This is a genomic window from Cellulosimicrobium sp. GQ32 (assembly GCF_059758455.1).
Genome location: NZ_JCAXEP010000010.1, coordinates 78,575 through 96,707, shown reverse-complemented (window position 1 = coordinate 96,707; position 18,133 = coordinate 78,575). Strand labels below are relative to the sequence as shown.

Sequence of the window (18,133 nt, the reverse complement as noted above, 5' to 3'; positions counted from 1 at the left end):
CCGCGGTGCCGGCTCAGTGGTGGAAGTGCGACCCGCTCGAGGCCTCTCGCGGGAGCGGCGCGTCGAGCGCGTCGAGGAACTGGACCTCACCCTTGATGTCGGACAGGAGCGCCGAGGCCAGGTCACGGCTGAGCCCGACCTTGACCACGATGCGCTGCAGGACGACGTCCGCCATGTCGTCCGCCATCGGGTAGGCCGGGACGAGCCAGCCCTTCATCCGAAGCCGGTCGGCAAGGTCGTACAGGGTCCACTTGTCCGTGTAACCGTCCTTGAGCACCCAGGCGAACACCGGGATGGTGTCGCCCTTGCTCATGAGCTCGAACGGTCCGATGTCCGCGATCCCGCTCGAGAGGTAGGTGGCGACGTCGATGGAGTTCTGCTGGATCTCCCGATAGCCCTCTCGACCGAGGCGCAAGAACTGGTAGTACTGCAGCAGGACCTGCGCCCCCGGCCGGGAGAAGTTCAGCGCGAGCGTCGGCATGTCCCCGCCGAGGTAGCTGACGTGGAAGACCATGCTCTCGGGGAGCACCGCGGTGCTGCGCCAGACCACCCATCCGACGCCGGGGTACACCAGGCCGTACTTGTGACCGGACGTGCTGATCGAGTTCACGCGGTCGATCTGGAAGTCCCAGCCGAGGTCTGGTTGGCAGAACGGAGCCACCATGGCACCGGAGGCCCCGTCGACGTGGATCTTGACGTCGAACCCGGTCTTCGCTTCGATCTCGTCGAGCTTCTTCGCGATCGCCTCGACCGGGTCGTAGAGCCCGGTGAAGGTCTGGCCCAGGATGGCGACGACGCCGATCGTGTTCTCGTCCACGTAGTCCTCGAGGCCGTGGCCGTCGAGGACCAGGTGGTCGGGCGAGACGGGGACGTAGCGAGGTTCGACGTCCCAGTAGTTGCAGAACTTCTCCCAGACGACCTGCACCGCGGCAGACATGATGAGGTTCGGCCGCTCGGTCGACTTCCCCTCAGCCCTGCGCTTCTCCTGCCAGAGCCGCTTGAGCGCGAGCCCGCCGAGCATGCACGCCTCGGACGAGCCGATCGCGGAGGTCCCGATCGTGTCCGTGGGGTCGGGCACGTGCCAGAGGTCCGCGAGGATCCGCCAGCAGCGGTCCTCGATCGCGGCCGTCGCCGGGTACTCGTCCTTGTCGATCATGTTCTTGTCGGCCGACTCGCTGTAGAGCTTGAGCGCGTGGTCGTCCATCCAGGTGGACACGAACGTCGCCAGGTTCAGGCGAGAGTTCCCGTCGAGGATCGCCTCGTCGTGCACGATCTGGTACGCCGTCTCGGGAAGGCTCGGACCCCCGGGCATCTTGAACTTGTCGAGCTCCGTCGCCTCACCGGGCCGCACGAAGACCGGGTTGATGCTCAGCGTCGGGTCGATGTTCGTCGTCTGGCGAGCCTTCGTGGTGTTGACGGTCATTCTGTCCTCCTGGTGCTCGGGTGGGGTAGGTCGGTCGTGGCTCTGACAGGGGTTCCCACCGGACTGCGCACGACCCGGCTTCCGCTCCGTCGTCGGTGACCGCGGTACGAGAGATTTCGCCGAGATCACCTCCGACATGGTCAGAGCGTGTTCTTGACGACCTCTCCTCCCTTGACGATGAGCTTGAAGTTGGCGTCGGGGTCGGCGATCACGGAAAGGTCGGTGAGAGGGTCGCCATCGACCAGGACGAGGTCGGCCCAGGCACCCTCGGCAATGACGCCCAGCCTTCCTGCTCGATACGTGTTGCGTTCCCCCGCGAGCTCGAACAGCTCCGCATTCCCGGACGTCAGCATCCTCAGCGCCTCGACGTTGCTGTAGAACTCGCTCATGCGCGCCGCCATGACGCTCTGCCGGGCCGCCGACTGCGGCTCGAGGAGCAGGTCGGTGCCCCACGCGGTCTTGACGCCGTACCGCTTCGCCCACTCGTACACCTGCTCGGTGCCCGTGCAGATCTGCGCGTTCTTCGCGGCGCGCGCCGGGTCGGGGTAGTGGTGGTCCGGCTCCGCGAACGGCTGCATCGAGAGCCACGTCCCGGTCTCCCCGATGTGCCGGACTGTGGCCTCGTCGGCCAGGTGACCGTGCTCGATCGATCGCACGCCGGCGTCGATCGCACGGCGGATGCCGTCCACCGTGTACACGTGCGTGGCGACGTAGGTGCCGTAGTCGGACGCCGCCTGCACGGCGGCGCGGATCTCCTCCGGGGTGTACTGCAACGTGCTGAGCGGGTCGTACATCGAGGCCGCTCCGCCGCCGAGCGTGAGCTTGATCTGGCTCGCTCCCTGCCGCAGCTGCTCGCGCACCGCGGCGAGGACGTGCGGCACCCCGTTGGCGACGCGCGTGAAGTGGAGGTCGTCGGTACGGCTCGGTCGGCCGCCGAACTCCTGGGGCACGTCGTAGACGAACGCGAAGTCCGCGTGCCCGGACGTCTGCGAGATCATCGCCTGGCTCGGGAAGATGCGCGGCCCCTGGAAGACGCCACGGTCGATGAGCGCCTTCACCGGCGCCGTGTCCCCACCCATGTCGCGGACCGTCGTGAACCCGCGCAGGAGCATGCGTCTCGCCTCCGCGATGGTGTTGCCGTACAGGGTGCCGGTCGGTCCTTGGACGAAATCCATCATGGTGTTGGCGTTGCCCATGAGGTGCGCGTGGGCATCGCTCATGCCGGGCATGAGGAACCTCGCCCCGCCGTCGATCTCGATGACGCCGTCGGTCTCGTGCCCTCCGACGGGTGACGACGAGACCGCGACGACGTGCTGGCCCTCGACCAGCACGTCCGCATTGTCGAGCGTCTTATCGCTCAGACCGTCGAAAACTCGGACATTCCGAATAATCATTCTCTGGGATGCCGCCGTGGATACGCTCATGCCGCGATGCTAGCCAGCGCCACTTGCCCACCCGACGTCGAATCTGCAATTTCCCCCGACCTCTCACACGCGGCACCCCCCGGTCTTTCACCCGCGCTTTCACCCGGCATTTTGTTAATTGGGCATGCTGACCTGCTGGTCCCGTGGTACGACTGAGTTTCGATCGACCGATCTGCGGCTCCGAGCTGCCGACCTGGAGGTTCTGACAAACGATGTCGAACGACGTTCGCGACAGCGAGTGGAGTGGTCCGCCCAGGGGTGCCGTGGTCCGGGGGGGCCGACCCACGACAGCAGCGGTCACCGGCGCGCGGCAGGGAGCCCCGTGAATCTCAACGACCCGGTCGCGGCGGTCACGGCGCTCGAACAGGCGGTCGCATCCGGGTCGCCTGAGACGATCGCGGCGACAGCGATGACGAATCTCTGGCCGCTCTACAGCGCGCACTACGACCTGCTCGTGCGGACGATCGAAGGGCTGCCGGCCACAACGGTCGAGCGGTACCTCGCGCTCCGAATCGTCCACCCGATGACGCCCCTCCTCGCCCGGACGCACCGCCCGTTCAAGCCGCTCATCGATCCCGACGAGGCACGGACTCTGAGTGCGGAGGAGTTCGACTGCCTCGCCATGGCGCAGATGCTCGCGTTCCGCCTCAGCGGAGACGTCGCAGCAGCGGTGGTATGCGCTCAGCGCCTCTACGACCGGTTCGCGAACGCCGATGCCGAGTGGCACCAACGGACCGACGGGCCCCTCTGGTTCGCGCACGCCCAGATCGGCTCGACGTACCTCCTTGCCGGCGACTCCCGCCGAGCACTCGTGGAGTTCGCAAGGGCGCGAGAACTCGCTCGGCACTCCATCCAGCCGGATGCGGAGCGGTTCACCCTGAGCAGGCTCGCCCTCGCCCACGCGCTGCGCGGTTCCCTCGAGGACGCGCGGGCGACGCTCGACGAGGGCTCAGGCAAGCCCGGCCCCACCCCTGCGCACGAGAGGTCGACGCAGGCGACCGAGGCCACTACCGAGGCTCTCGTTGCCGTCGACAGGATGAGCGCGGACATGGGGCTGCGGCTCGCGGAGCTCGAGCCCTACCACAGCGTAGAGATGACGTGGCCCTTCGCGCTCCTCGCCCGTGCACGCGCGCTCGTCGCCCAGCACAGGCCGAGCGAGGCGATCGAGGTGACTGAGCTCGCTCAGGAGTCGCACCCGCGTCAGCACGGTTCGATCGCGAACGACATCGTCGCAGCGGTGTCGATCGAGGCGATGCTCGCGATGGGCGACGAGGCCACCGCGCGCCGCCTCGCCGAGGACCGGGTCCGCTGTGGCCCGATGACCAGGCTCGCCGCCGTCCGGGTGGACCTGCACCTCGGCCGGCTCGACACAGCGACGAAGACGTTGCGGCGGCTCGCCGGCGACTCACCGCTCGGGCCACGTCTGCGTGCTGAGCACCTCGTGCTCTCGGCATGGCTCGAGCTGGCGCACAACGGGAGAGTCAGCCACCACACCGCACTGGCCGTCGCTCGTGCCGCGAGCACGGGCGACATCCGTCGGCTGATCGCGTCAACGCCTCGGCAGCTCGTCGAAGCGGTCCGGAGCCGCCTGGGCGAACGGTCGGCACTCCAGTTCGACCGATCGGTCGACGGCCTCGAGCTGCGCGACGTGCCCAACCGGTCGGCGCTGACCGGGAGCGAGCTGCGCGTGCTGTACGCGCTCCCGCTCCATCGCACCGTCGCCGAGCTGGCAGCCCAGTTCCACGTCTCGCCGAACACGATCAAGTCACAGCTCAAGTCCCTCTACCGCAAGCTCGGATGCTCGACGAGAAACGAGGCGATAGAGCTCAGCGCGCTCTTCTTCACGAATGCGCCCGACGACAGCGGGCTCAGAACGTCCTGACGGCGTCGGCGGCACACGTCCCGCTACGCCGCCCAGCAGGACGGGGACAAGACGGCCCGTGAGCTCGGGCCGATGCACACCGCGGTCGACGCCGAGCAGGCGCAGGGAGCGAGTTCATGCCGTTCCTGGACGACGACGCGCACCGCCGTCGGGCGCCTCACCCGGGAGAGGACCGCTCAGGCGTTCTCGTCGAAGGCCGCGCGGAGCTTGGCCTCCTCGTCCGCGGAGAGGTTCGTCTGGATGAGCTCGCCGTGCACGCCCTCGGCCTGGAGCGCGTCGTGCACGCGGTCGATCACGGCGCCCGACGTGAGCACGAACAGGGCCGACGTGCCCGGCGTGACCTTGCTGCGGACCGAGTCGATGAAGTCGTCGTCGATGCCGACGTCGGTCAGCGCTCCCGCGATCGCCCCGGACGCCGCACCGATGGCCGCCCCGAGCAGCGGGACGAAGAAGAGGAGGCCGAACAGGAGGCCCCAGAACGTGCCGCCGAGCGCCCCGACCGCCGTCGTGCTGGTGCCCTGCCGCGTCTTCGGCTTCTTCTTGCCCTCCTCCCAGGACACGATCGCCGCGTCCTGGACCTGGATGAGCTCCTGCTTCTGGAGCGCCAGCAGCGCGTCCTCGGCGCGCTGCGCGCCCTCGGGAGTGTCGAACTTCCACACGGTGAGCGTTGCCACGTCAGACCTCTCGTTCCGGTTCGTACGTTCGGCGGGAGCGCGGCGCTGCGCTCCGGGATGCGTCGAACGTATCCCCGGGTGCCGGGTCGCGCGCGTCGAGCATCCGGCCCCGATCCACGCCACGCGGGCGTCGGGGCTCCGGATGCAGCCCTCGCCCCACCGCGGTTCTCCTCGCGGTGCTCGCGTTCACCCCCGTGCACACCCTGTTCCACCGTTTCCGCAGCCCGGTGCTCACGCTCGCGATCGGCGGGATCGTGCTGGGCCTGCTCGGTGTCCTGGGCGGGCCGCTCACCCTCTTCAAGCGCCTCGACGAGATAAAGGAGCTCGCGACCGGGCCGACACCCTCGCCTGGTACGCGATCCTCCTCATGGCCGTCGTCACGCTCATCGCGCTCGTCGTCGCCGCGGGCGTGCTGGGAGCCGTCCTGGTGGTGGCCCGCGACGGCTGGCTCGCCCTGTTCATGGCGGCCGCGACCGTCGGTGCCCCCGGCCCTCGTCGCGGTCGCCCCGGACTTCGCCGAAGTCACCCCGTGCTCGCGAGCGGCACTCCCGGTCGAGAAGTGGAGTACCGTCTGAGGGTCGAGTCTGGACCTGGCTCCTCATCCACCGGATAGCCGGAGGCCAGCATGTCCGTAGACGACCATGCCATCGAGCAGGCGCTCGCGCGCGGAGCGCACCAGCAGATCGGCCAGTACCGCCTGGACCTGAGCACGGGCGTGTGGTGGTGGTCGCCCGAGACGTACCGCCTGCACGGCTTCGAACCGGGCGACGTCGTGCCGACGACCGACCTCGTCCTCGCCCACAAGCACCCCGACGACCGCGAGCGGGTCCGGCAGATCCTCGACGAGGCACGACGCACCGGCGAGCCGTTCTCGAGCGTGCACCGGATCATGGACGCCCACGGCGGCGAGAGGTTCCTCGTGGTGGTCGGGCACGGCCGCCGCGACCACGAGACGGGTGAGGTGACCGAGCTCGTCGGGTACTTCGTGGACGTGACGCGGACCGTCGCCGACAACGCCCAGGAGCGCGCCCGGCGCGACATCGCGGCCGCCGCGGAGACCCGCGGGGTGATCGAGCAGGCGAAGGGCGTCGTCGTGGCCGCCTACGGCGTGCACCCCGACGAGGCGTTCGCGCGCCTCAAGCACGCGTCCAACAACCGCAACGTCCCGCTGCGCGAGCTCGCCCGGCTCGTCGTGCACGCGGGCGTGCGAGGAGGCCCCGACAGCGTCGAGCACGTCGACGTTCTGCTGCGATAGCGCGGACGGCCGCCCCGGACCCGTCGGGGCAGCCGTCGCGATCAGCCCTTGGCCGTGGCCTCGCGGATCCGCTTCTGCTCCTGGCGGCCGTCCCACCAGCGCGTGAGGACGAGCCACCCGAGGAACCAGCCGCCGAGCGCGCCGATCAGCCAGACGACGACCGTCGTCCCGATCCACGTGGACGCGCCCGAGATCTCGAGGCCATCCCCGATGAGCGTCGCGACCCACAGGGCGAGGAACGTCGACACGAGGCCGATCCCGCCCAGGATCGCCGAGGCGTACTTGCGCGCCACGTTGAAGACGAACGGCGCGAGGATCGCCTGGGCCACCGCGAAGATGAGCACGGCGACGACGAAGCCCGAGGCGTGCACGGTGACGCCGTCGAACAGGCTCGAGGCGACGAGGAGGCCCACGGCGGCGAGGACCACGTTGATCGCGAAGCTCAGCAGGAAGCGGATCATGCGGTAACGGTCCCGCCCCTGGTCAGGTTCCGCAACCGCAGGCGCGGCCTGACCAGGGGCCGTGTCAGGCGCGGCCCGCTGTCCGGGTCCCGCGCCGCCGGGCGTCGGCCAGCAGCGCACCGGTACCCGTGAGCAGGATCGCGAGCACCGCGACCGCCCCGACGCTCGCACCGGTCGGCGGGAGGCTGCCCCCGCCGGTGGCGCGGAACGCGTTGGTCACGGTCGCGTCGACCTCGGCGCCGTCGCCCGTCGGGACGGTGAACGCGTCGGACGTCGGCGTCGTGTCGTCGGGGTCGACGGTCACGTCGGTCCCCGCGACGGCGAGCGTCACGGCCTCGGCGTCGCCCGCGTCGGTCTCCGCGAGCGTGCACTCGGCCCCCTGGGGGACCTGCGCGTAGACGGCGGTCCAGTCGTCGTCGGCCGAGAGCGTGCGCTCGGCACCGCCCGGGACCACGACGTCCGTCGTGACGCCGTCGACGTCCCACGTGCACGCGAGCGTGACGACGAACTCGTCGCCGCGGTGCTGCGACGCGCCCGGCCCGGCGAGCCTCTTCGTCACGACGACCTGCCCGACGTCGAACGTGTTCGTCACCGTCACCTGGGCGGGGTCGGGACCGATCGTGACCGCGCCGGGCTCGCCGCCCTCGACCGACGCGGAGATCGTCGTCGAGGCGGCCCCGCCCGTCTCCGTCTCCGTGACGACGCACTCCGCGCCGACGGGCAGGCCGTCGTAGACGGCGACCTCGCCCCCGGAGATCGTGCGCTCGGCGCCACCAGGCACCTCGATGGCCTCGCCCAGGAACGTGCAGGCGGCGCTCACGGTGAACGGCCCGGAGCCGAACGCCTCGGCGCCGTCGCCGGCCACGACCTTGGTGACCTCGATCGACCCGGCGTCGTAGGTGTTGGTCACGGTGACCACCTGCGCGGGGGCCGGGAGCACGCGCTCCTCGACCTGGACCGGGTCCGGCTCGACCGTGACCGCCGTCGCCCCGCCGGTCTCCGTCTCGGTGACGGTGCACACCGCCCCCACGGGGAGGCCGAAGTACACGCCCGGCAGACCCGGGCCGAACGGCCGCACGGCACCGCCCGGGACCTCGATCTCGGCACCCTGGAACGTGCAGGAGGCGGACGCCCGGTACGGGATGCCCTCGAGCGGGAACTGCGCGTAGAACTCCTCGAGCTGCGCGATGAGGGCGGCGAGCTCCTCGGGCGTGACCGGCTCGGCGGGCAGCTCGGGCAGCGGCGGGATGTCCGGCATCGACGGCGCGAAGCCCGCGGCGTCGCCGTCCACGACCTTCTCCACGAGGAGCGGGGCGGTGTGGAACGCGTTGGTCACCGTGACGGTCACGGTGGTCGGCGACCCGTCCTCGGCCGCGGGCGGCACGACGACGTCGACCGACGTGCCGTCCACCGGCTCGCCACCGTCGACGCTCACCGTGACCTCGGTGGCCCCGAAGTCGTCGGTCTCGGTGACCGTGCACTGCGACCCGACCGGAAGGTCCTCGTACACCGCGGGCCGGCCCGGGACGAACGTCCGCACCGCCCCATCCGGGACGAGGATCTCGACGTCCTCGTAGGTGCACTCGAGCGTGACCTCGAACGGTCCCGGGCCGTAGAGGGCGCCGAGGCCGTCGAGCTCCTTGTCGACCTCGATCGAGCCGACGTCGAACGTGTTGGTGATGACCACGTTCGCGACGTCGCCGCTGCCGACCGTGACGGTCTCGGGGACGACGACGGACCCCGTGGCGCCGGCGTCGTCGACCTCCTCGACGTCGCAGACCGCGCCCGTCGGCAGGTTGGCGATCTGCGCGTCGAGCGGCCCCGCCCCGCCCAGCACGACGGTGCCGTCGTAGACCGTGCGCGGGGCGCCCGGCCCGTCGCCGTCGTCGTCGTACGTGCAGACGACCGTGACGGTGAACGGGCCGCTCCCGTACGCGGGGCCGCCCTCGCCGTCGACCACCTTCTGGAGACCGATCGCGCCGACGTCGTACGTGTTGGTCAGCGTGACGTCGTTCGTGCTCGCGCCGAGCACGTCGGGGGTGAGGCTGACGTCCGTCGTCGGGCCGTCGGTCGTCACGGGGTGGCCCGGGAGGCCCTGGTCGACGGTGATCGTCACCGACGACGCGTTGCCCGTGCCCGACTCGGTGACGGTGCAGACGGAGCCGACGGGCAGTCCGGTGAGCTCGATCGTCTCCCCGTCCTCGATCGGGATGGCGGTCATCGGGTTCTCGGCGTCGTAGCCCTCGGCGTAGACGTCCTCGCCCAGGAACGTGCACGCGACGTCGACCGCGAACGGGCCGAACGGCACCGGGTTCCCGTCCTGGTCCACCGCGTCGGTGACGACCTCCTTCGAGATCTCGATGCTCGACAGCGCGTAGACGTTGGTCGCGGTGATCGAGACGGGGTCCTCCGGGTCCTCGCTGTCGATCGTCACCGTGCCGACGATCAGCTCGGTCTCCCCGTTGGTCCCGTCCTCGGTGATCGTGCACTCGGCGCCGTACGGGAGGTCCGGCACGACCGTCGGCGTCCCGGGGACGACGGTGATCGGGATCGGGTCCAGCGGCGTCTCGAGCCACGACCCGACGGCCGAGGTGCACTGCACGAACATCGAGAACGAGTCGGGCGCGTACGGGGCCCCCTCGCCGGTGACGACCTTGTTCACCTCGAGCGGCCCGGACGCCGTCGCGACGCCCACCTTCTGGCCCTCGGTCGGCAGGAGGCTGTGCATGGTGCCGTCCGACCGCTGGTAGGCCGCGGACACCGCTGCGGAATTCCACGCGATCGACCGGTCGCCCGCGGCGGGGACCTCCGCCGGCGTGGTCGACGTCGCCTCGATCGCCACGAACTCGCCCGGCTCGAACGGCTCGTCCTCGGGGAACGTGAGGACGAACTTGATCGCGGTGATCTCCGCGAAGACGGCCTCGGGAGTGTCCGGGGTGAACGGGGCCCACCCGGTCGCGGGGTCCGTCGGGCAGATCGGCTCGTCGAGCGGGCCCTCGATGTCGTCGCCGCAGAGGTCGTCCGCGGTCGTGTAGGAGAACTGCACCTGGGTCCCCGGCGGCGCGTTCACGAGCGCCGGGGGCGGGTCCGCCGTGAGCACGGGCGCCCACGCCGACCCGCGTGGCGACGTGTCGTACGAGCCCGTGTCGCCCGGGGTCGGGAACCTGTCGTACCCCACGACCTTGGTGAACGGGTTGTTGCCGACGTTGTCGATGCGCACGCGCCAGGTCTCGTCGTGCCCGGGGGCGATGACGGGGACGCACGGGTAGGAGTAGAAGCCGGCGGCGTTGGGCTGGCACACGACGGGCGCGCCCGTGTAGTCCGGGTCCACGAAGACGTCGAGCTCGTCGCCGTCCGTCGCCTTGACGAACTTCGACTGGGCGATGACGGCGGTCTCCGTGGGTCGCACGTCGGCGTCCGCCTCGCACGCACCCGTCGCCTCGTCCAGCCGCGTCACGCACTCGTCCCAGGGCCGGTCGCCGATCACGCCGGCCGTGTTGGCGACGAGCGTGTTCGGCGCGATCCCGACGCGGAACTTCACGAGCACCGTGATCGTGTAGGTCTGGTTCGGCTCCAGCACCGAGCCGTCCGGGAACGAGAACCGCAGGCTCTCGATGTTCCCGGCCTGGTCGACCGTGACCTGCGCCGCGTCGGTCGGCAGGTCCGGAGTCGTCGGGTCGGGGTCCGCCCCGCTCAGCGCGTACACGAACGGCTCGGCCGCGTCGGCCAGCGTGAGCTGCGGGCCCAGCGCGTCCGCGGGCATGGGGTCGTCGACCACGACGGGGTCGACGATCGGCCGGTCGCCCGTGTTCGTGATGGCGATGTTCATCGGGATCACCGCGTTCGGCGGCTTGAGGCTGCCGGACACCACGCCGTCGAAGTTCTTGACGATCTGCACCCCGTTCGTGGCGTGCTCGTAGAGGATCGACGCGTCCGCAGAGCCGTCGGCGCTCACCGGGACCAGTTCGCCGGTCGCGGGGTCGACGACGAGGTCGGCCCCCGTCGTGGTGCCCTGCACCGAGTTGCTCGCCACGCCCGGGGCGGTCTCGCCCGGACCGGGCGGGTTCGCCGCGAGGTCCGTGAGCACGGGTCCCCCGGAGCGCATCTCCTCGCGCCGCTCCACCGACATCGGGACGGTCTGCACCGGGGTCGCCGGGTTCTCCCAGATCGAGCCGTCGGTGCGGCTGAAGGTGAACCGCAGGCCCTGCACGTCGGCCGGGTCGACGGTGTCCGGGAGCGCGAAGAAGGCCTGCTCCTGGCCGAGCACCCAGGCACCGCCGGTCACGGTCACCGGGTCGGGCGAGCCGGGGTCGCCGGAGAACGTGCCGCCGACGAACGCGTCGACCCGCACCTGCTGGATCGGCGCGACGAGGCTCGCCCCCGCGAACCCGACGAAGTCGTACTGGTTCCAGAACTGGGGGTCGTCGTCGGTGAGCACCATCTCGACGCTGCGCGACGGGCCGAGCGGCTGACCGGAGATCGTCATCGTCACCGGGCCCGTGCCGGGCTCGACGATCGTGCCCGGGCTGAACGACTTGCCCACCGCGATGTCGATGCCCGCGTCCTGGAGCTCCGTCGTGGCGTCGTCGTACGCGTGGCGGTCGTCCTGGCCCGGGACGCCGCCCGGGTCCGTGATCGTGGCGACGGCGCCGTTCGGCACGGGGCTGTAGCCCGCGACGGTCACGGGGGCGTCCGTGTACCGGTCGAGCTCGCGGAGCTGGAGCGTGAGGCCGAGCGTCCCGCTCGCCCCGGGCTCGACGAGGCCGTCGAACTCGACGACCACGCCCACGACCCCGGCGAGCTCTCCGACCGTCAGCGCCTCGGCCTCGGCCTGCGTGAACGTGCCGACCTCACCCGCCTCGTTCGTCAGCAGGACGGTCGTGCTCGTCGCTCCCGCGGGTGGGGTGATGCTGATCGCCCGCAGGGTGAACGCGTCGAACGGCTTCGTCCCCGCGGCGGTCTGCACGTCGTTCGAGTCGACCGCTCCCGGCTCGACGATGCGGAGCTGGTCCACCTTCGCCGCCGACGCGTTCGTCGCCGTGACCACCACGTCCGTCGTCGGGTAGAACTCGGCCGGGGTGCCGGTCGGAGGGACCGAGATGGGGCCGCCCGTCCAGTCCTTGGCGACGGTCACGTTGAGCGGCTGGTCGATGATGAGGACCTCGTCGTCGTCGGTGTCCGTGTAGTCGGTGCCGTCGAACGTGCCCGTCGCCCGCGCGGTGTCGTCGACCAGGCCGGGGTCGGCCGTGTTGTACACGGTCCCGTTGGTCGAGCCGAGCACCGGCGCCGAGGGGTCGGAGCGCTTGTAGTCCCGCACCTCGAACGTGAGGTCGAGGTGGCGCCCGTCCGCCAGCGTCGAGCGAGCGACCCCGTCGCCCGGCTGCGGGGCGAGCGGGTCGCTCGTGCCACGGTCCGGGCTCTCCGTGTAGACGAGCCGGACCGACGTCGTGGACGCCTGCTCGTCCGCCGTGAGGTCGACGGCGGGCATGCCGCCCGCACAGGGCGTCGCCGTCGTGCACGTGGCGTTCGTCGCCTGGGTCCAGGTCGTGCCGTCGTACAGCTCGACCCCGACGATCGCGTCGTAGGTGATGAGCGGGTCGACCGAGCCGTCGATCGCCTCGATGCGGACGAGGTCGAACGCGTCGTAGAACGAGTCGGCCACGGCCGTCGTCTCCGGGTCGGCGATGTCCGAGATCACCATTGGGTCGACGCCGGAGAACCCGTTGGTCGACCACGTGATCTGCGCGGTCACCTGGTCGTCGGAGCGGGCGAGGACGCTCACCGGGGCGTCGCCGAGGAACGACTTCTCGATGAAGTCGAGGTCGCCCGTGCCGTCGACGGGGTACGGGTCGACCGACGCGCACCCCTCGGCGGGCTCGGTCGGGGACACCGAGCCCGACGACGCGCTGGAGCCGCCGCAGTTCGTGAGCGGCTCGTCCCAGCCGGTGGGTCCGGTGAAGTCCGCGACGAAGTTCGGCTGGAAGCTCGTCCCCGGCGGGAAGCCGCCGCTCGTCGAGTCGTAGACGAACTGCACGCCCTGCGCGTCCTCGGGCAGGTCGCAGCTCACGGTCGCGGCACCGGCGACCGGGCTGCCGCAGTCCGGGGCCTCGACCCACGCGGTCCCGTTCCAGTAGTTGACCGTGAGCGTCGATCCGGCAGGGACGTCGGTGGAACGCACCGCCGACGCCTCGAAGTGGTCCCAGAAGTCACCGGGGTTCGCGGGGTCGGTCGGGTCCTGGACGACCACCTGGTCCGCGTTCGTCGTCGAGCCGTCGGGACCGAACGGGAGGAGCGTGGTCGGGAGCTGGACGATGACGCTCTGCCCGGGGATCGCGGGGATCTCCGAGGGCGAGATCAGCTTGTCCGTCTGCGTCGCGAGCCGGTCGACGAGCGTCACCAGGTTCGCGGTGGAGTCCGCCGGGTCCGCGCTCGGCACCGTCGCCTCGACGGTGTTGGGGTGCGTGACGTCGTCGACCTCCTGGTCGGGGTCCGTGTCGGCCGTGAACGGGATCGACGCCGCCGCGCCGTTGGGCAGGTCGCCTGTGAAGACGACCGTGAAGCCGACGACGACGCAGTCGTCGGGCGGGTTGGGCAGCGTGTTGGGCGCGGAGGCGTCGACCTCGGGCGTCGAGCCGTCGGCGCACGTGAAGGTCACGCTCGCGCTGGTCGCCCCGATCGGCCACTGCACGCCCGTGCCGTCGCCCGTGGGCCCGAACCCCGTGAAGGTCAGCGGGTCGTCGCCCTCGAACGGGCTGGGCGTGCCGGACGCGGGCTCGGTGATGGTCAGCGTGTCGACGGCCGTGCCCGTGTTCGTCGCGCCCAGGGTCACCGTCGTCGGGTCGCCCGCGCTCACCGTCGCGGGGTCGAAGCTCTTGGAGGCGGTCACGCCGTTGTTCGGCGGCGTGACGACGTACGTGTCGTCCGCGGTCGTGGGCTCGGACTCGCCCTGGGGGTGGGTGACGTACGACGACGTGTCGTTGGTGATCGTCGTGGGGTCGGCGAGGCCCTCGACCGCGTCGCTCTGCTGGACGTTCACCGGGATGCTCGCCGTGGCGCCCGGCTGGATGTCGCCGCTGAACGTGTACCGCACGCCCTGGACCGTCGCGGGGTCCACGCTGTCGTCGAGCGGCTCCCACGAGTCCCCGTCCCAGTACTCCTCGGTGACCGTGGTCGCGTTCGGCGGCAGCGTGACGTCGCCCGTGCTCACGTACTCGAGGTAGGTGAACGGGTTCGGGTCCGCGGTCGGGTCGACCGGGTCCTGGATCACGAGCGTGTCGACCGGGTCGTTCGACGTGTTCGTCGCGCCGATCGTCATGGTCGCGGGCGTGCCCGGGGCCGCGAGCGCCCCCTCGGGCGCGATCGTCTTCGTCGTCTCGGAGTCCAGGACGAGCTCGACCTCGGGCGTGATCGACTCGTCGGCGGTGTTCTGCGGGGCGTTGTCCGCGACCACGGACGCCGTGTTCGTGATCGGCACGCCGTCGGCGCTGAACGGCAGGTCGGGGTCGATCTGGACCGTGATGTCGATCGTGGCCTGCTGGCCGTTGGTGAACGTCGGCCAGGTGGCCGTGACGACGTCGCCGTCGGTGTCGACCGTGAGGTCGCCCGTGGTCCCGCTCGGCTGGCTGATGATCTCGGCCGAGACGAGCTGGAGCCCGTCCGGCAGGTCGTCGGTGAACACCGTGTTCTGGCACGCGGTGCTCGGGTCGGAGCACGAGATCTGCACCTCGTACGTGACGGTCTGCCCCGGGCTGTACGGGCCGGGGGTCGTCGCCTCCTTGCTGATGCTCCACGTGGCGGCCGAGGCCGGCACGGCCGGCACGAGGACCAGCGGCAGCGCGAGGAGGAACGTCCCGAGTGCCGCCCAGGCACGGCGCAGGCGTCTCGAACGTCGCGCGGCCCGTGCTCGCGTCCCCCGGGTTGTCTGCGTCGCGTGCCCGTTCGCCATGCCGTCGTCCTCCGGTCACGCTCGGCCTCCCGGGGAGTGTCCGCGCACGCCCGCCGTCACGACCCTGACACAGCGCCTCGGGTTCGTCGCGGCGAACGAGACGGCCGTCCTGGTCCAATCACGACGCCCCCGCCGCGAGCGTCGGGCCGCGGCGCGGGCGTCGGGCCGCGGCGCGGGCGTCGGCCGGCTCAGGGAGTGACGATCGCGAAGTCCGGATCGCCCGGGTCGAGCACGGCGGTCAGGCGCGCGAGCACGCCCGCGTCGCCCGTGACCTCGATCCCCGCCGCCGCGAGGGCGTCCGGCGTGGCCGCGCCCGTGGCGAGCACCGGGAGCGCCGTGCTCGTGGCCGTCAGCGTCGCGTCCGCGTCGCCCCGCTGCGGCGCGGCGCTGTACGACAGGACGCCGTTGCGCAGCCACAGCCGGTAGCGCTCGCCCGAGTCCGTGAGCACGACGTCGACCGACAGGTCCTCGTCCCACGCGCGCGGACCGTCGACCTGCACCGCGAGCGCGTCGAACAGGAGCGTCGGCGTGAGCGCGGCGAGGATGTCCGGGGCGGACGTCGCCGTCGGGGTGCCGAACGGGCCGTCGCGCAGCTCCGTCGCCCCGGACAGGAAGAAGTTGCGCCAGGTGCCGTTCTCCGCGCCGTAGCCGAGCTGCTCGTAGGTGTCGGCCAGCAGCTCGCGCGCGGCGGCGTGGTCGGGCTGGGCGAACAGCACGTGGTTGAGCAGCTCGGCCACCCAGCGGTAGTCACCGGCGTCGAACGCCGACCGCGCCGTGTCCACGACGGCGTCCGCCCCGCCACCGAGCTCGACGTAGCGGCGGGCCCGCTCGACCGGCGGGTGCTCCCACAGGTGGGCGGGGTTGCCGTCGAACCAGCCCATGTAGCGCTGGTAGATCGCCTTGACGTTGTGGCTCACGGAGCCGTAGTAGCCGCGAGCGTGCCACGCGTTCTCGAGCGCGGGGGGCAGCGTGATCTGCTCCGCGATCTCCGGACCGGTGAGCCCTCGGTTGAGCAGGCGCAGCGTCTGGTCGTGCAGGTACCCGTAGAGGTCGCGCTGGAGCGACAGGTACTCGACGATCCTCGCCGTGCCCCACGTCGGCCAGTGGTGCGACGCGAACACGACCTCGGCCTCGTCGCCGAACAGGTCGATCGACTCCGTCAGGTAGCGCGACCACACGTGCGGGTCGCGGACCACGGCCCCGCGCAACGTCAGCAGGTTGTGCAGCGTGTGGGTCGCGTCCTCGGCCGCGCACAGCGCCTTGTGGTCCGGGAACCAGACGAGCATCTCCGACGGTGCCTCGGTGTCCGGCGCCATCTGGAAGACCATCCGGACGCCGTCGACCGTCTCCTCCTGGCCGGTGGTCGTGACGAACAGGGTCGGCGGGATGAGCGTGACCGTCCCGGTCGACGTCGTCTGCCCGAGCCCGGCACCCACCTGGCCCTGCGGCCCGCGGGCGAGCGCGGCGCCGTACATGTACCCCGCGCGGCGCGCCATCGCGGTGCCCGCGTAGACGTTCTCCGCGATCGCGTGCTCCGTGAAGCCCTCGGGGGCGACGACGGGCACGCGGCCCGCATCGACGTCCTCCTGGGTCGTCACCCCCTTGACCCCGCCGAAGTGGTCGACGTGCGAGTGGGTGTAGATGATCCCCGTCACGGGTCGGTCGCCGCGGTGCTCGCGGTACAGGGCGAGCGCAGCCGCGGCCGTCTCGGTCGAGATGAGCGGGTCGAGGACGATCACGCCGGTCGTGCCCTCGATGAACGTCACGTTGGAGAGGTCGAACCCGCGCACCTGGTAGATGCCGCCGGTGACCTCGAACAGCCCCTGCTCGGCGACGAGCTGCGACTGCCGCCACAGGCTGGGGTTCACGGTGTCCGGGGCGTCGCCCTGGAGGAACGCGTAGCTGTCGTTGTCCCAGACGACGCGCCCGTCGTCCGCCGTCACCGCGCTCGGCTCGCGCCGGGCGACCAGGCCGCGCGTCGCGTCGTCGAAGTCCCGGGCGTCGGAGAAGGGGAGCGTCTGGAGAAGAGCGGAGTCCTGCGCGACGATCGCGGGCGTCGCGGGCTTCGGAGTCGACATGGTTCGGAGCATGGCACCGGGGGTGGGGTCGTGCACCCGGAGCCCTGCGACCTGCCCGGCAGGTCGGGACACCTGCCCCTGGGGCCCGGGACGCATCCCGGCCGACGCTGCGGGGACCGCTGCGGCACGTGGCGGGCCCCGGCCGCGGGATGGGCGGCCCGAACGGAAGGTCGTCCCATGCAGGACAGCTCGCTCACCGCCCCGTCGCCGCTCGCCGGCGACCCGACCCGCCGCTCGCGCGGCACGACGCCCCGCGCGTGGGCCTGGACCGGCGTCGTCGCCGGGGTCCTCGGCCTGGTCTCGATCCAGTCCTCGATGGCGCTCGGCGTGAACTGGGAGGAGACCGCCGGCGACGCCGAGGCGATCGTCGCCGACCTCGCGGGCCGCACGGGAACCCAGATCGTGTTCCACACCGCGACGATCGCGTGCGCGCTGCTCGTGCTCGTCTTCGCCGCGGGCCTCAAGCGCCGGCTCGACGCGCAGGCGCCCGCCGGGTCGCTCCTGCCGACCGTCGCGGGCTGGGGCCTCGTGCTCGTCTCGGTCGCCGGGCTGCTCGGCTCGGGCCTGGACACGCAGTTCCTCTTCGGCCTCGGCGACACCGCGCTCATCGTCCCCGAGTCGGGCGCGTTCTACAGCGACTGGGTCGCGACGATCCCCTGGCTGTGGGTCGGCGCGGGCGTCGCGGGCGTCGCGCTCGGCGTCGCGGCACTGCGGCACGCGGCCGCGCCGCGGTGGATCGGCGTGGTCGGGTTCGTGCTCGGCGGGCTCGCCCTCCTCACGGGCGTGTCGCCGCTCCAGTACATGGCGGGCTTCGTCGGGCCGATCTGGCTCCTCGTCACCGCGCTCGGCTTCGCGCTCGGGGACCGGCGCTGAGCGCGACGCGCGAGATCGGCAGCACGCGGCGAGATCGGCACGTCCGGTCGAGGTCGGCGGTCCGGACCGCCGATCTCGACACGGACCGCCGATCTCGCCGTCGGCCGCGGCCGGGTGA

General features: G+C 71.4%; 9 protein-coding genes. 3 read left to right on the top strand and 6 right to left on the bottom strand.

All coding sequences use genetic code 11. From position 1 onward, the window contains the following. Positions 1-13: 13 nt before the first annotated feature. Both gad and AC6CH9_RS16015 read right to left on the bottom strand, forming a co-directional pair. Positions 14-1,423: a glutamate decarboxylase gene (gene gad / locus AC6CH9_RS16020; RefSeq protein ID WP_498155788.1), complete on the bottom strand. Its 1,410-nt coding sequence runs from the start codon at positions 1,421-1,423 to the stop codon at positions 14-16. A 140-nt stretch (positions 1,424-1,563) separates the two neighbouring features. Then, a complete protein-coding gene (locus AC6CH9_RS16015; RefSeq protein WP_498155787.1) occupies positions 1,564-2,754 on the bottom strand; it encodes a metal-dependent hydrolase family protein in 1,191 nt (396 codons plus the stop codon). Positions 2,755-3,169: 415 nt separating this feature from the next. Here AC6CH9_RS16015 and AC6CH9_RS16010 point away from each other — a divergent pair, with 415 nt between their 5' ends. Next, on the top strand, positions 3,170-4,729 hold the full coding sequence (locus tag AC6CH9_RS16010) for a helix-turn-helix transcriptional regulator (protein WP_498155786.1): 1,560 nt from the start codon (positions 3,170-3,172) through the stop codon (positions 4,727-4,729). Between the two features lie 176 nt (positions 4,730-4,905). On the opposite strand, the gene AC6CH9_RS16005 is transcribed toward AC6CH9_RS16010, so the two are convergent. Next, complete coding sequence (locus AC6CH9_RS16005; protein ID WP_498155785.1) at positions 4,906-5,403, bottom strand: DUF1269 domain-containing protein; 498 nt, start codon at positions 5,401-5,403, stop codon at positions 4,906-4,908. Positions 5,404-6,028: 625 nt separating this feature from the next. On the opposite strand from AC6CH9_RS16005, the gene AC6CH9_RS16000 reads away from it, so the two are divergent. Continuing rightward, on the top strand, positions 6,029-6,658 hold the full coding sequence (locus tag AC6CH9_RS16000; RefSeq protein WP_498155784.1) for a PAS and ANTAR domain-containing protein: 630 nt from the start codon (positions 6,029-6,031) through the stop codon (positions 6,656-6,658). A gap of 41 nt (positions 6,659-6,699) precedes the next feature. On the opposite strand, the gene AC6CH9_RS15995 is transcribed toward AC6CH9_RS16000, so the two are convergent. The 3 genes from AC6CH9_RS15995 to AC6CH9_RS15985 form a co-directional block, all read right to left on the bottom strand. Then, positions 6,700-7,119 (bottom strand): phage holin family protein, encoded by a 420-nt coding sequence (locus AC6CH9_RS15995; protein ID WP_389275507.1) that lies wholly within the window; start codon positions 7,117-7,119, stop codon positions 6,700-6,702. A 64-nt stretch (positions 7,120-7,183) separates the two neighbouring features. Continuing rightward, positions 7,184-15,064, bottom strand: a complete 7,881-nt coding sequence (locus tag AC6CH9_RS15990; RefSeq protein ID WP_498155783.1) for a DUF5979 domain-containing protein — start codon at positions 15,062-15,064, stop codon at positions 7,184-7,186. Positions 15,065-15,252: 188 nt separating this feature from the next. Further along, positions 15,253-17,142, bottom strand: coding sequence for an alkyl/aryl-sulfatase (locus AC6CH9_RS15985; RefSeq protein ID WP_498155782.1), 1,890 nt, complete (start codon positions 17,140-17,142; stop codon positions 15,253-15,255). A 177-nt stretch (positions 17,143-17,319) separates the two neighbouring features. Here AC6CH9_RS15985 and AC6CH9_RS15980 point away from each other — a divergent pair, with 177 nt between their 5' ends. Continuing rightward, on the top strand, positions 17,320-18,015 hold the full coding sequence (locus AC6CH9_RS15980; RefSeq protein ID WP_205201303.1) for a hypothetical protein: 696 nt from the start codon (positions 17,320-17,322) through the stop codon (positions 18,013-18,015). Positions 18,016-18,133 lie beyond the last annotated feature (118 nt).

What these genes read in the sequence shown, in the direction of transcription:
- gad (WP_498155788.1), bottom strand. Translation starts at nt 1,423, where the DNA reads ATGACCGTCAACACCACGAAGGCTCGCCAGACGACGAACATCGACCCG.
- AC6CH9_RS16000 (WP_498155784.1), top strand. Translation starts at nt 6,029, where the DNA reads ATGTCCGTAGACGACCATGCCATCGAGCAGGCGCTCGCGCGCGGAGCG.
- AC6CH9_RS15995 (WP_389275507.1), bottom strand. Translation starts at nt 7,119, where the DNA reads ATGATCCGCTTCCTGCTGAGCTTCGCGATCAACGTGGTCCTCGCCGCC.
- AC6CH9_RS15990 (WP_498155783.1), bottom strand. Translation starts at nt 15,064, where the DNA reads ATGGCGAACGGGCACGCGACGCAGACAACCCGGGGGACGCGAGCACGG.
- AC6CH9_RS15985 (WP_498155782.1), bottom strand. Translation starts at nt 17,142, where the DNA reads ATGTCGACTCCGAAGCCCGCGACGCCCGCGATCGTCGCGCAGGACTCC.
- AC6CH9_RS15980 (WP_205201303.1), top strand. Translation starts at nt 17,320, where the DNA reads ATGCAGGACAGCTCGCTCACCGCCCCGTCGCCGCTCGCCGGCGACCCG.